Source organism: Anaerotignum sp. MB30-C6 (genome assembly GCF_030908465.1).
Lineage (GTDB): Bacteria > Bacillota > Clostridia > Lachnospirales > Anaerotignaceae > Chakrabartyella.
Window position 1 is genome coordinate 1961603 of the sequence record NZ_CP133078.1, and the last position, 14003, is coordinate 1975605.

12 protein-coding genes are annotated in these 14003 nt (G+C 39.2%); 2 read left to right on the plus strand and 10 right to left on the minus strand.

Annotation, left to right across the window (positions count from 1 at the left end; genetic code table 11):
- Positions 1-348: 348 nt before the first annotated feature.
- The 8 genes from RBQ60_RS09645 to RBQ60_RS09680 all read right to left on the minus strand — a co-directional run bounded on the left by RBQ60_RS09645 (position 349) and on the right by RBQ60_RS09680 (position 9276).
- Positions 349-3441 (minus strand): AAA family ATPase, encoded by a 3093-nt coding sequence (locus RBQ60_RS09645; protein ID WP_307883474.1) that lies wholly within the window; start codon positions 3439-3441, stop codon positions 349-351.
- Positions 3438-4571 (minus strand): exonuclease SbcCD subunit D, encoded by a 1134-nt coding sequence (locus RBQ60_RS09650; RefSeq protein ID WP_307883475.1) that lies wholly within the window; start codon positions 4569-4571, stop codon positions 3438-3440. Before RBQ60_RS09650 ends, RBQ60_RS09645 begins: the two co-directional genes overlap by 4 nt.
- 87 nt (positions 4572-4658) lie before the next feature.
- Positions 4659-5120: a hypothetical protein gene (locus RBQ60_RS09655; RefSeq protein WP_307883476.1), complete on the minus strand. Its 462-nt coding sequence runs from the start codon at positions 5118-5120 to the stop codon at positions 4659-4661.
- Between the two features lie 222 nt (positions 5121-5342).
- A complete protein-coding gene (locus RBQ60_RS09660; RefSeq protein WP_442871388.1) occupies positions 5343-6392 on the minus strand; it encodes an alcohol dehydrogenase in 1050 nt (349 codons plus the stop codon).
- Between the two features lie 444 nt (positions 6393-6836).
- Complete coding sequence (locus RBQ60_RS09665) at positions 6837-7427, minus strand: FMN-dependent NADH-azoreductase (protein WP_307883478.1); 591 nt, start codon at positions 7425-7427, stop codon at positions 6837-6839.
- A 15-nt stretch (positions 7428-7442) separates the two neighbouring features.
- Positions 7443-8366: a ribokinase gene (locus RBQ60_RS09670; protein ID WP_307883479.1), complete on the minus strand. Its 924-nt coding sequence runs from the start codon at positions 8364-8366 to the stop codon at positions 7443-7445.
- Positions 8363-8842, minus strand: a complete 480-nt coding sequence (locus RBQ60_RS09675; RefSeq protein ID WP_307883480.1) for a DMT family transporter — start codon at positions 8840-8842, stop codon at positions 8363-8365. The genes RBQ60_RS09670 and RBQ60_RS09675 overlap by 4 nt, the downstream gene beginning before the upstream one ends.
- Positions 8843-8850: 8 nt before the next feature.
- Entirely contained in the window at positions 8851-9276 is a 426-nt protein-coding gene (locus tag RBQ60_RS09680; RefSeq protein WP_307883481.1) for a DMT family transporter, read from the minus strand.
- Positions 9277-9437: 161 nt separating this feature from the next.
- Between RBQ60_RS09680 and RBQ60_RS09685 the strand changes: the two genes are divergently transcribed.
- Both RBQ60_RS09685 and RBQ60_RS09690 read left to right on the plus strand, forming a co-directional pair.
- The gene (locus RBQ60_RS09685) at positions 9438-10184 is read left to right on the plus strand and encodes a nucleoside phosphorylase (RefSeq protein WP_307883482.1); all 747 of its coding nucleotides are present in this window, start codon (positions 9438-9440) and stop codon (positions 10182-10184) included.
- A 114-nt stretch (positions 10185-10298) separates the two neighbouring features.
- The gene (locus RBQ60_RS09690) at positions 10299-11087 is read left to right on the plus strand and encodes a hypothetical protein (RefSeq protein WP_307883483.1); all 789 of its coding nucleotides are present in this window, start codon (positions 10299-10301) and stop codon (positions 11085-11087) included.
- A gap of 299 nt (positions 11088-11386) precedes the next feature.
- Here RBQ60_RS09690 and RBQ60_RS09695 read toward each other — a convergent pair whose 3' ends face one another.
- A complete protein-coding gene (locus tag RBQ60_RS09695) occupies positions 11387-12736 on the minus strand; it encodes an aminotransferase class III-fold pyridoxal phosphate-dependent enzyme (RefSeq protein WP_307883484.1) in 1350 nt (449 codons plus the stop codon).
- Between the two features lie 36 nt (positions 12737-12772).
- Positions 12773-13867 carry a YkvI family membrane protein gene (locus RBQ60_RS09700; protein ID WP_307883485.1) on the minus strand — a complete coding sequence of 365 codons (1095 nt, stop codon included), beginning with the start codon at positions 13865-13867 and terminating at the stop codon, positions 12773-12775.
- Between the last annotated feature and the right edge of the window lie 136 nt (positions 13868-14003).

Here is a 14003-nt window from a genome sequence, read left to right on the forward strand (position 1 = left end):
CTTGTATTATTATCCATCTCAAATGTATCATTACAAAGTTCGGGTTATACCTTAAATTATTGAGAATATACTTTTAGAATTTATCCTTCCTCTATAATTCCCTGCTGCTTACAATGTGGAGGGCGTATTGAAAAAGCATTTCTTATGTAATACCCACCCCACACCGTTAAAACGATTTTAGAGTTATTAAAAACTTACAAAAGACCTAGTTTATTGCAAAAGCAAAAGTCTTACAGTAAAACCATTCCCACCATCTCCATAGCAGTGGTTTTGTCAGGCTAAAGCAATCAAAAAAACAACAAGGCCGCCTAAACGACCTTGTTATTTTAAACAATTTTATGAAATACTTTAACCTAGAACTTCTACAGAACTTCCTGAAGAGCTACGCTGCACCATAATCTTTTTCTCGATATTTTCCTTTAACTCTGTAATATGGGAAATAATCCCTACCAGCCTGTTTCCATAAGACAGCCGCTGTAACACTTGAACAGCCTGTTCCCGTGAATGCTCATCCAAAGCTCCAAAGCCTTCATCTATAAACATTGCATCAATTTGCACTCCACCTGCATGACTTTGGATAACGTCTGAAAGCCCAAGGGCCAAGGAAAGAGATGCCTTGAATGCTTCACCGCCAGAAAGAGATTTAACAGAACGACTTTTTCCTGTAAAGTAATCCATAACTTCCATCTCTAAGCCACTTTGACTTCTTTTATCCGATGCATTTTCTGCCCGCATCAAGCGATATCTCCCCTGGGTCATTTCACCCAAACGAGAATTGGCAGCTCGCAATACCCGTTCAAAGTAAAATGCCTGTACAAAGGACTCAAAGGTGATTTTATCTTTTCCCGAAAGGTCACCATTAGCCGTTTTGGAAAGCTCCATAATGGGCAGGTACTGCTTTTCTATCTTCCTACGGAAATTCAACTCGCCTTTTGCCTTTTCCAGAGCGACTTCTTTGATTGCAATACTAGCGTTTAGCTCCTCAAGGGTTTTATCCATCTCCGCAACACCAAGCTGTAAACCTTCCTTTTCCTTATCCAGCATAGCCAAATCTACTTTTTCCATACCCTGGCCTAAATCTGTTCGTTGGATAAGGTTCTCCAATTGGTGTAACTTATTAAAAAATACCCGATTTTTTTGTTCGTCCTCTTCTAATTTCCCACGGGATTCAGGCAAAGCCGCCTGATACACCTCTTGGGTTGCAAAGCCCTTTTCTTGAATCATTAGCAACCATTCTTCTTTTGCAGTTTCAACACGCTTTTGCCCTTGCAGTTCTGCGTTTTTCGCCTCATCCAGACGGGTCTCAAGTGTTTGAACTTCTTCCTTTTTCTCCTGATAAAGGTTAAGGGTACGATTATATTCAGAATCAGCCTTTTCTATAAATCGTTGCAAAGTATCCACAGCAGTTTTGGCCTGTTGGGCTGTCACGTGTTTTTCTAATCTTTCTTCCAAAGCTGTCAATTCACCTTGTAAGAGACTACTCTCTTCCATGGACTTCTTAATGTTTTCCTTGGTGACTTCCAGTTGTTCTTTTAAATGCTCTAAATCCCTGTTCGCTTTTTCTAAGCGTTCCTCTAGCTTCAAAAGACTGGATATCATCTTTCTTTTTTTAAGAAGTTCTACCTCTAAGGCGATGATTTCTTCTCCAAGATTTTTTAAGTCTTCTAAATAGGAGTCTTCCGTTGTTGACTCATCTAAATAAGCCTTTGCAATGGACTCTTTTTGCAGTTCACATCTTGCCGAAAGGCCCTTGCCTTGGGCAGAAATCTCTTGTAAGTCCCCGTGGGCAGAAGCCTCCTTTTCCTTGGCCTTTTTCCACGCTTCTTCCGTGGGGGCATTTTGGGAAAGTACCGCTTTTTGGGGATGTTCCAAAGAGCCACAAACTGGACAAGCTACATCATCTTGCAATGTTTCCGCCAAAATTCCTGCTTGCTCTGCTAAAAAGTGAGCCTCCACCGTTTCACAAAATCGTCTTGCTTCTTTCCAATCTAAATCAGCTTTTTTGTATCTACCTCGCAGAGTTTCTAAGGCTTTTTCTTCTGCTTTCAAGGATTTTTGCATGGCGCCAATCTGCATCATCCGATTTTGCCTCTCTTTTTTGCTCTGAATGGTTTGGCTTATCGTCAACTCAGCCTTTTCTAAGCTTGGCTTTTCTTCAAGTTTTGCTTTTGTCTCATTGATGTCTTTGTCAGCGGCATCAATACGATTCTGCGTTTCCTTTACCTGAAGTTCCAACTTCTGTTTCTTTTCTTCCAACACTATTCTTTCTTGTAATAAGGCTTCTCTTCGGGCATATGCAGCCAAATCACCTTCCATCTTTTTTAGGCGGATTTTCTCTTCGTTCAGTTTGGGCTGTTCCGACTCTTGTTTTTGCCTTTCCTCATCCTTTTCTTTTAGAACAGGATAAAGGACAGCTAATTTATCTGTAAGCTCAAAAACCTGTTTTTTTGTTCTCTCATAAGCATCAATTTCTCTATGCATCGTGTTTTCTAGGGGAAGGATATAGTCTTGGGCCATTCTTTGCTTTACAAGGGTTTGCTGTTTTTCTGTGTTCTCTTGTTTTTTAAGGGACAATAAATGGAGTTCTCTTTTTGCCTCATCCAAGTCAGCAATGCGTTTATTATTGATTTCCCCTCTGCTGATTTGAGTTGTTAGCTCCTGTTCTTTTTTCAAAAGATTTCCTTTTTCCACCTTAATTTCTTTCACTTCATTTTTACTCTCAATTAGGATATTTTCCTCCGCCAAAAGTATTAGCTCTGCCTGATGCACCATACTCTTGGCATCCAAATCCAAGTTGGGACAAAGTTGTTGCAGATATTGGAATAACCGCTTTTCACTATCCTCATATTGGGTGCGGTTTTCCTTTTCTCTCTCCTTTATTTTTTGTTGGAAATCTGCAAAGATATCAGTATGAAACACCTTTCGAAAAATCGCCCCTCGCTCACTGCTCTCAGCATATAAAAGCTTTAAAAACTCGCCCTGGGCAATCATTGCAATCTGCTTAAACTGTTTTGAATCCACAGATAAAAGCTCCTCAACGGCCTTTCTTACCTGAACAAAGCCTGTAGAAAGGGTTTCATTCCCACAGAATAAAGCGGCCTCAGCAATTTCTGTGGTCATGCCCTCACCGCTTTTTTTCGGCCTAGGATATGCGGGATTTCTGGTGATTCGATACTCTTTATTCCGATGCTGAAATATAAGCTCCACATATGTTTTTACTTTATCATTGGCAAAATCGCTGCGAACGCTATCAATTCCTCGATTTGACCCACTAGCTTCGCCAAATAGTGCAAAGCATATTGCGTCAAAAATAGTAGTTTTTCCTGCCCCTGTGTCTCCACTAACAAGAAAAAGCCCGCCATTCCCCAATTTGGAAAAAGGAATTTCTACTTTGTCAGCAAAGGGACCAAATGCGGAAATTGTTAAATGTATCGGTTTCATTCCATATCATCCCCCAATTCTTCCCAAGCTTTTTTTGCCACCTGCTTTTGGGAATCGTCCATTTCTTTTTGGTTTTGCCGCTCAAAAAATAACTCAAACAATTCCTGTGGCGTCATTTCTTCTGCTGAGTATGGCAATTGCTTTTCTTCATACTTCCCTTGCGCCTCCACCTCTAATGTCATCAAGTTAGGGTATACGGTACGAAGTTGTCCCACAGGGTCATTTAGCAGCATGGTGTCTGTAAGAATCCCCCGAATATAATCCTCAGAGCCATCCTCTGCCCTAGCCGCCGCCAATAAACCCTCCAAAGGGCCTTTGATTTCACGCAAAGGACGTTTTGGTATGAGAGGGATAAAATCTATTTGAATATTACCTTTTTCTCTTAACTCTACCTTTGTGATAGTTTTTTTTCGTCTAATTTCAGAAAAAGAATAAGCTAGGGGCGAGCCAGCAAAACGAATCTCGTTTTTTCCAATTTTTTGAGGGCTATGCAAATGACCTAAGGCCACATAATCAAAATCAAAGAAAATACTGGCGTCCACTTCATCTATTCCACCTAATGAATAAGTTTCCGAGTCGCTTTGCTCCGCTTCACCTCTCCATGTTACAAATTGATGGGCTAGTAAGACATTCCTCCGATTTTTGTCCAAATTCGTTTCTTGCAAAACCAATTCCACAGCTTTTTGGTATGTAGCGATATCCTCTTGAAAAAACGGGCTAACCACTGCTGGCTTAATAAAAGGCAGTAAGTAAACACCAATCTCCCCGAATTCATCTTCTATTACAATGGGGTTCAACGCCCCGCCAAAACTCCCACATATATGGATTTTATTCTCGTGAAAAAGGCGACTACCAAAATCCAAACGGTAAGCAGAATCGTGATTACCAGCAATCATAAAAATTGCAATATTTCGTTTGGATAATTCCGTTAGGAACTCATCTAACAAACGAACTGCTTCCACAGGGGGAACTCCTTTATCATAAACGTCCCCTGAAATAAAAATGCCGTCTATATTCTCTTCCTCTGCTTTTTCTAAAATCTGAGAAAGTATATACTTTTGGTCATCAATCATGGAAAAGTCGTATATTTTCTTTCCTAAATGCAAATCCCCAATATGAAAAAATCTCATCGCTTCCCCTTCTTTTCTATAAAATGAAACAAATCTAAATTGTTTAAGAGCAGACACCTGTATAGATGCCTGCTCAATGAAACAACCTTATTCTTGGTTTACCAGTTCAGCTACAATGTTTTTTTCTTTAAAGAATGCTTTGACCCTGTCAAAATCTTCTTTTTTATAAGTTTGAGAAGCGACTCTTGCCCCTCTTTTATTATATAATTCAACCTTAAGCAAATCGTCCAAAGTCATTTTTACTTCTTTCATCTCATTCCAACGGTATAATTCCTTCCCTCTGGCAACCAAAAGGACACCTTCATCCGTAATGCCTTGCTTCATCCAGTTTGCAATAACAAACAAAATTGCAACAAATACGGCAACATAGTGCATGCCGTTTTCTGCAAAAATATGTGTCAGCCAAAATAATACAATGATACTAACCACAATAGCAAGTTTTTCCCCCGTACGCTTCTTTGTTTTAATTTTTAGTTTTACAAGGTAAGAAACTTGTTTTAATAAAACCACAATCAATAGAATCACTACAAAAATACTTAAAAAATCCATTCTTTTATTTCAACCTCTACTTCTTATTTGTACAATGTGTTCTTTCATAACAACAGGGGGTATTCTTCTATGACTTTTCTTATGGTACTTTCTAACTATACTACACACTTTTTCTTAGTTTAAACAAACCTCATCTACTCTAACAAACACCTTATGTGTTGGATTTCTTCCCTTTATTCAACAAAAAACTGTTCGCAGAAAGGCTAGAACGTCTATATCCTTTTATTTTTCTCCTTCGTAAGGTGTAATTACCCATTTAATACAGTCATCCAACTTATTTTCAAAGATACGATAGCCTTCCATAACATCGTTTAGTGGTGCACGATGGGTAATCAAACAACTGGTATCAATTTTCTTACATTGAACCATCTTCATAATATCGTCACAACTATTTGCATCAACGCCACCAGTTTTAAAAGTGAGGTTTTTCCCATACATCTGATGCAAAGGCAACGCCTGTTCCTTCCCATAAAGGGCAACCAAAACCACAATAGCATTGGGTCTTGCCACTTTCCACGCCAATTGGAAGGTACTATCCGCACCTGCAACTTCAAACACACGGTCCGCACCTCTGCCTTGGGTTAACTTCAAAATTTCCTCTTCAACATTTACTTCTGTGGGGTTTAAGCAAATATCAACCAAGCCTTGCTCTTTCGCCAAAGCCATTCTTTCATTACTTACATCCACAACAATGACTGTAGCAGGGCTATACAGTTTAATGCTCATTAACGTACAGAGTCCTGTTGGGCCTGCCCCTAAAACAACCACTGTATCAGCAGGCTTAATCTCGCCGATACTTGCCGCCCAGTATCCTGTTGCTAAAATATCCCCGTTAAATAAAGCATCCTCATCAGAAACCCCTTCGGGAATCTTGGTTAAGCCTTGGTCGGCCATAGGAATACGGGCATACTCAGCCTGTCCACCATCAATGCGACAACCCAGTTCCCAACCACCATGGATACAGTTATTTACATACCCTCTTTTACAAAAAAAACATTGGCCACAAAAGGTTTCCACATTTACGGCAACACGATCCCCCACTTGAAAATGAACAACCCCTTTGCCCACTTCTACAATTTCGCCAACAAACTCATGACCCAAAACTGTGTTTTCCTTTGCTCTTGGCACCGAGCCATGCTTGATATGCAAATCGCTAGAGCAGATAGAAGATCTGGTTACACGCACAATGGCATCCGTATCCTCCAAAATCGCTGGCACAGGGCGATCCTCCAAGCATACCTCTCCGTAACCTTTATAAACAACCGCTTTCATCATTTTTTCCATTTCTAAAACCTCGATTCTTTTGTAAAAAACTATCTAGTTATTGGTGAATTGTTGAACTTTAATTCGCAACAACCCTTGAATCATCTTCCTTAAAAGCCTTTCAGGTTTTAATAGAAAGAAAATTCAAACTTCATTTTAAAAATTTACTTTAGACAAACTTTTTCATATTCTTCATTTTCTCAGTCAAATCTAAAATCTATACATTTTTCTAAGCACCATTCACTTAATGAAGCCATTCACACTAGCTCCAGTAAGATTGCTTTAAATTCCTATACAAACGGGCAACTTGATTATACCTTAAATTGGAAGGCCATCTCTACCCTTCGTATTTTGCAAAAAAATACTTATAAAGGGCAGCGTTTGGCAACTCCTTACTTCCAAACAGCGAAACCACCCCTTGCACCGAAAAAGGTGAGTACCTTCCAAAGTGCGTTAAAATCTTTTTGCTACTTCTTTTGCTTTTTCCATGGCTTCTTCTAAAATCACATCAACAGGGCGAAGTCCAATATCTAAGCCCTCCGCCACTATACAATCATATTTTTCAATACCAAAGAATTCACACATAGCCTTCATATACCTTGAGCCCATTTCCATGTGACTTCCTTCGTAAAAACCGCCACGGGTAGTAACATACACCATATGATCCGCCTTGCAAGTACCAAAACAACCTTGCTCGTTACAACCAAAGGTAATACCCTCAACACACAAATTTTCGATATAAGTCTTTAACAATGCGGGAAAGCTTAAATCCCAAAAGGGAGCCGCTACAACAATTTTATCCGCATTTGCAAACGCATGGGCATAGTAAAAGCGAGGATGGGAGAAGTCCTTCTTCGCCAATAAAGCGTCTCTTTGATGAAAATTTCCTTCGGACATATAGGGCATACCCTCGTCCATTAAACAAAGTTCCTTTATTTCGTAAGAGCCACTCTGCTCTAACTCATTGAGAAAAAAATCAGCCAATTTTTTGGTACGGGATTCTTCTCTGCGAATACAACAGTTCACAAATAATACTTTTTCCACCTGGAACACTCCCTTTTATGAAATTTTATCAACGGCTAAAGCGCCGAATTTATTTTCCTCTAACACCTGATCCACCTCTTTCTTCAAAGGAATAGAATCCGATGCTCCTTTTTTGCCGATGGCAAGGGTACTGGCCGTTGTTGCCAATACTAAGGCTTCGGGAATTGTTTTCCCGCTTAATACGCCATATAGGAAGTACCCACTAAAAGTATCCCCCGCTGCCGTCGTATCTACCACATCCACCTGATAGGTTCCTACTTGATAGGTTTCACCTTCGGTATAACAAATGGCACCTCGACTGCCGAGGGTTAAAAGAACATTCCCATTAGGATATTTTTGTTTTATAGTTGGTAAAATATCCTCTTCTTTTTCACACCCTGCAATCTGTTTTCCTTCAACCTCATTGACAATCAACCAGTCCAAAAGTTCCAAAGGATAAGCCAGAACTTTATCATTCATTGGGGCGGCGTTTAAAGCAGTTTTTAGCCCTCTTTTATGAGCCTGTGCAATGATATAGCCTACCAAGTTTGTTTCATTTTGCAATAATACTAGACCCTCATTGCCGAATTTATCTAATGTTTCATTAATATATTTCTCTGTTAACATTTGATTTGTACCGCCATACAGTAGGATACAATTTTGGCCATTTTGGTCAACCTGAATAATAGCATGTCCACTACTTTCTTCAATTTTTTTCAACAAAGAAGTGTTCACTGCATTTTCTTTCAGCTTATCTTTTAAAATTTCTCCGTCACTGCCTACCAAACCAGCATGCAAAACTTCATTACCTGCTTTTGCCGCTGCGATAGACTGATTTAAACCTTTTCCACCACAATTTATAAACAAACCATTGGAAGACAAAGTTTCTCCTGGTTTCACAAAGTGATCCACTTCATATACGTAATCCATATTCAAAGATCCAAAGTTTAGAATTTTCATTCTGTTTCCTCCTCATTTGCCTTTGCGAGATTTAGAGCTGATTCAGCTTCCCGCAACTTTTCTTTCCAAGTAATTCCAACCAAAATAAGGAAAATGCCTACTATTTGAATGGGACGGAAGACTTCAAAAAATACATAATCCAACACTATGGATGTGCCAAGTTGGCCTAATAGCATTAGAACTGTTGAAGTCATAGCCCCCTTTTGTTTTGTACCTACAATCAAGAAAATCATTGCCGCCAAACCGCAAATACTACCCAAGTAAAACAGCAAGGGGACTTCTTTTATATACTCTAGACGAAACTCACCACCATTGCCCGTTACATAAACAAGGCAAAAAGCAATTACCGTTGCTTCGATATAATTGATCATCGCCCCTCTTGCTGTACCTAAGCATTCCCCGGCTTTTACGTTTACCATTTTATTAATCGTATTTAAAAAACCGTTAGCAACTGCTACCATATAGTATATCATCATTTCCCTCCTTAACCGTAAACAACAATCAAAACCCCTACCAAAACCAGTAAATAGCATGGTAGTTGTTTGAGGCGAAAAGGTTTTTTCGTGGAGTTAAACCACCCATAATGGTCAACAATTGCTGAAGAAGTCATTTGGCCAATAACCGATAGACTTAGCATTGCCGTTGCACCAATATGCAACGTGCACCAACTGCTGGTTGAAACCATAATCACTCCCATAAACCCTACGGCATACACATACTTTGGCACCCCACGAAAGGTTATGGGCTTTTTCTCTTTAAACTTAATATAAAGATAGAGAAATACCCCAGCAATAGCATGAACAAAAAAGCAAATAGCAAAAAGGCTGTAGTAGTTTCCCAACTGTCCATTCAGCGAAATCATGAACCCTTGGAACACGCCAGCCAAAACCAAAAACACAAAGTATATCATTTTTTCCTCCCTAAAGGATATGATGCCCATCCTTCATCTCTTTCGAATAATTTTAACATAATCTTCTTCCATATTCAAATTATTAAAAGCCTAACATTGCAATTTTTTGTAATTTGGGGTAAATTAAAACAAAAGAACAGAAATCAAAGGAGGAACACTTTATGTCAAACCTACAACCTCATATTCAATTGGACGATTCCTTGGGAGTAAAATATGCACTCCTTCCTGGGGATCCTGCCAGATTAGATAGAATTTCCCCGTTTTTAGAAAATATTGTGGAGCTGGAATTTAACCGTGAATACAGAAGCTTAATGGGCACTTATAAAGGAGTTAAGGTATTGGCCATCTCCACGGGTATCGGAGGTTCTTCCGCAGGAATTGCCGTTGAAGAACTGCATAATATTGGCGTCGAGGCAATGATTCGTATCGGAAGTTGTGGCAGCTTACAGCCCAAAGTAAAAATGGGAGATATCATTTTGGTAAGCGGTGCCGTTCGTGATGATGGCGCATCCAAAACCTACGTAGATTCTATTTTCCCAGCAGTACCTGATGCAAATCTTTTATTTGCTTGCTTGGAAACTGCTAAGGAAAAAAATATCCCATACCACACTGGCATTGCCAGAAGTCATGATAGTTTTTACACCGACGAAGAAGATACCATTGACGCTTTTTGGTCAAAAAAAGGCGTTCTTGGATGTGATATGGAAACAGCGGCGTTGTTTACAATCGGACATTTAAGAGGGGTTAAAACAGCCTCTATTTTAAATAATGTTGTGGAATACCAAGGTGATACTTCCGATAGTATTGGTAATTATGTTGATGGCGAATCCCTTTCTATGCAAGGAGAAAAAAATGAGATTTTAGTTGCTTTAGAGGCATTTGTAAAGCTTGAGAATGGCCTTTGCTAATTTCTATAGCCCATAAATGGTAAAATTCTTTATTCCAGTAAAATTCGCACATATTTTTGCAACCTTTACCATCTTCTACCGTCAAATGCTAAAAGACGAAAAGGAGCTGAAAATATGAGGAAATACTACCCGATCTTTGCATCTATTTGCATTTCCCTTCTTATAGGTGGTTGCACAAAAAAGGAATTGCAAACAAATAAACCCGTAGATAATATTTTCATATCTAATGGGGCAGTCACAACCCCTGTGAAATCTGAAAAAGTTATAAAGGCTAAAATTATCAAAATGCAAGAAAACACGATTTTGGTTGCAGACAATGAGGAGGAACATGGGTTATATCAAGTAACTCTGGGTAAGAGCATGGGAGATATTTCTCAGTTTAGCCCAGGGAACCTTATTGAGATTGGGTTCGACGGTTTGGTTCTGGAGAGCTACCCAGCTGTCATTGCAAATCCAGACTACATTAGGTTTTTGGAAACAAGCGATGACTTTGTGGGACTATACCACAATATTTTTATAAAATTATTTGAAACAGATTCTGCTTTGAACAGCGACATAGACTTTATTGCCCTAGATTTAACGGAAGATGAAATTCTAACCCCCAGCGAAAAAAATGCCCTACTTTATTTATTTTGGAGTGCAACCCAGATAGAAACTCGCTTGGCAACTTTTGAAGATTTGCTGTCAGAAAATCTAATTACCGTTGATGATAGCACAGGATTTGCCCACTTAGACACGAGCATTTTATTTAGCATGGAGACGTCAGAATTAGATGACGCCAGTTTTAAATTTACAGCTGAAAAATGGCGTTCTTCTTTGGGGTCTTATGTCTTCTACGATTGTATAGCTAGGAAAAATAATGGTGTTTGGGATTATGAAATTGGCTCAGAAATGATTTCATAAATCGCCTCTTGCTTTTTTATCCGTTAAAGAACTAATACAAAGTAAGCTTTATTTTTATAACGCTGTTTTACTCTTTTCAGAAGATTTGCAAATGAACTTTCGAACTTAAAAAAGGACGCAAAAAGGGGGACGTATCATACATCCCTCTTTTTCTTTTCGCTACCTAGTTGATATTTTCACTCTATTAGTTTAATTAGCTCATTACTGTTCATGACTCAAAGGGGCATGAACAGTCACCTCATTAGTATGGTACTTTGTACCTTAAAATAAAGCTCCATCTATTTAGAGGCACCCCTATCCTACCAACCACTTCTAAACTCCATAACCTTATCAGGAACTTTGCCCTCCAAATATTCTTGAATAGACTCCCAAAGGATTTGAAATGCTTTCTCTAAGTTTTTCGGTGCGATGTTCAATGGCGGCTGAATACGCAATACGTTCTGACCAAGGGAAATCACAACCAGCCCTTTTTCATAGGCACGATACAAAACCTTATACGTACCCACTCCATCTGGAATGAGTTCCCCTGTTTTCTTGTCTTTCCTAGTAAGAACCAATCCTCTTGACATGCCCATACCCCTTTTTCCAGTAACATATTCTGGAAATCTTAACATAGTTTCTTCTAGATATTTTTCCATGGCTTTCTCATTTTCCGTCAATATTTCTTGGAATTCATTGCTCTGCATATAGTCGAAAGCAGCACTTCCAGCTGCACATGCCAATGCATTTCCTCCTAAAGTGAACAGGTGAGCAGGTGCAGGTAGGGAATCCATAATTTCAGCCTTGGCCATAAATGCACCTAAAGGTAAGCTGCCCCCCACGGATTTTCCTAGCACGATGCCATCAGGAACAATATCGTAGTGTTCGATGGAAAACCACTTTCCTGTTCTAAAAAATGCTTGTTGTACTTCCTCTGAAATAAATAGGATTCCATGTTTTTTGCAAAGGTCATATAGTTTCTTCATAAAGATTTTATGGGCTACAACTAAACCTGCATCACCTTGAATAGGTTCGATGATTACCGCTGCCACTTCCTCTGCGGGCAAATAGGTGGCAAATGCCCGTTCAATTTCTTTTAGACAGTCCATTTCGCAAGTTTCGTCATCCACTTCATCTCCGAAAAATGGAAAATTATAAATATCAGGCAGAAAAGGACCCATTTTCGAACGCATTCTCGTCGTAACAGCACTTAATGACATGGAACCATAGGTATTTCCATGATACCCATTAATAAAAGTGATAATTTTAGTCCTACCTGTATAAGCCCTTGTAAATTTAACTGCGGCATCATTGGCATCAGATCCACAATTCCCAAAACACACCTTCGCACCGACGCCACCGGGATAAACAGAAGTCAAGCGTTCCCCATAAGCGATATTCGTGGCATTATAGGTATATGCAGGCGTATATTGTGCAAAATGGTCTAACTGATTTTTTATAGCTTCTATTACTCCAGGGAAGGAGCCTCCCAAATTTAAAGAGGATGCGCTACTTAGAAAATCAATAAATTGGTTACCGTCCTGATCAAAAATTATATCCCCCTCTACCTTTGCTACCACCAACGGGTAGTATGATAAATGCTGGCAAGGTGCAATTACTTTTTTATCACGTTCCACCCATTCCCTGCAGTTTATTGTTGTGAAACCCATACCCCTCATCTCCTTGTTGTTCCCTCTTATAGCCGTTTACACCCGTTTCATTAGCTTATACACGCCAAGGGTCATAATTGGAATTACATAGACAAAAAAGAATACCCACGCTAATGTTCCGTAACCTTTTGCAATTAAGGGAATCAGCCCAAAGGAAGAAATAAATGTGGTTACTACCAAAAGAACCACCGCCGTTACAGGAGTAGTCCACTTTGGCACATTCCGCCCTCGACTCTTGTATCCTTCAGCAATGCGGTCGGTGATGGAGTAAATCAACCCTGACCCTGTTTCAATCAGCGTACCAAATAATACAATTTGAAAAATATAGCGTAGCCAAGGCATTTTCATTTGGGTCAAAATATAGTCCACAGGTAATTCTTGTTCCATAATCGTGGGATAGAAACCGCACATTGCAATAAACAAAATAATCCCTGGCACAATGCCGATTAGCCCAGCAAGCAAACCAGAAGTAAAGGCTTCCTTTTGGCTGTCGCAATGTCGAATAGTATAAAGCACAGCAATGATGATGGCTAAATTATAAAAGGCATATTGAAAGCCACCGAATACCCAGCTCCCTGTGATGGGGACGGATGCAAAGTTATGACCAATATGGGCGCTGTATTTGGAAATGACTAAAATCAAGAAGAGGAAATAGACCCCATATAACACAAAAGACCAGAAGGACAATACTTTTTCGATCAATTCCGAACCATTCATAACCAATAGAAATACAGCCACAGACATGCCGATGATTCCAACCCACCTGTTCAAACCAAAAAGTTCATGGAGGATAGACCCTGCGGAAGCGGAAACAACTGCTAAAACAATTAAAATAAAAATTATGTATGCCCCCTCGAAAACAATCCAACCAGGCCCCATGAGCATTTTCATAAAACTCTTGTAGTCGTATTTCTTAAACCCATGGGCAAATGCAAAGGATACGCCACAAATGATAGACCACGTAACCATGGAAACAATGCACATACCCAAAACGCCACCCAAAGGTCCATACCCCATAAAATACTCAACTAACTCACGGCCTGTTCCATAACCCCCAGCAATTACACAAGACTGAAAAACAATTCCAGGAACAAAATACTTTTGAAACCTCTTCGATGACAAAACACTCATACAATCCCTCCTTTACGTTATAGTTTTTGATTTATAAAGTTATATATACTAAATTTAATTTATTATAATTCTATATTTAGTATATTTAAATGTCAACACAAATATTAAACATAATTTAGTATTTATAAACTTTGTA

What these genes read in the sequence shown, in the direction of transcription:
- RBQ60_RS09690 (WP_307883483.1), top strand. Translation starts at nt 10,299, where the DNA reads ATGAGGAAATACTACCCGATCTTTGCATCTATTTGCATTTCCCTTCTT.
- RBQ60_RS09660 (WP_442871388.1), bottom strand. Translation starts at nt 6,392, where the DNA reads ATGAAAGCGGTTGTTTATAAAGGTTACGGAGAGGTATGCTTGGAGGAT.
- RBQ60_RS09700 (WP_307883485.1), bottom strand. Translation starts at nt 13,867, where the DNA reads ATGAGTGTTTTGTCATCGAAGAGGTTTCAAAAGTATTTTGTTCCTGGA.
- RBQ60_RS09670 (WP_307883479.1), bottom strand. Translation starts at nt 8,366, where the DNA reads ATGAAAATTCTAAACTTTGGATCTTTGAATATGGATTACGTATATGAA.
- RBQ60_RS09675 (WP_307883480.1), bottom strand. Translation starts at nt 8,842, where the DNA reads ATGATGATATACTATATGGTAGCAGTTGCTAACGGTTTTTTAAATACG.
- RBQ60_RS09695 (WP_307883484.1), bottom strand. Translation starts at nt 12,736, where the DNA reads ATGGGTTTCACAACAATAAACTGCAGGGAATGGGTGGAACGTGATAAA.
- RBQ60_RS09685 (WP_307883482.1), top strand. Translation starts at nt 9,438, where the DNA reads ATGTCAAACCTACAACCTCATATTCAATTGGACGATTCCTTGGGAGTA.
- RBQ60_RS09645 (WP_307883474.1), bottom strand. Translation starts at nt 3,441, where the DNA reads ATGAAACCGATACATTTAACAATTTCCGCATTTGGTCCCTTTGCTGAC.
- RBQ60_RS09655 (WP_307883476.1), bottom strand. Translation starts at nt 5,120, where the DNA reads ATGGATTTTTTAAGTATTTTTGTAGTGATTCTATTGATTGTGGTTTTA.
- RBQ60_RS09680 (WP_307883481.1), bottom strand. Translation starts at nt 9,276, where the DNA reads ATGATATACTTTGTGTTTTTGGTTTTGGCTGGCGTGTTCCAAGGGTTC.
- RBQ60_RS09650 (WP_307883475.1), bottom strand. Translation starts at nt 4,571, where the DNA reads ATGAGATTTTTTCATATTGGGGATTTGCATTTAGGAAAGAAAATATAC.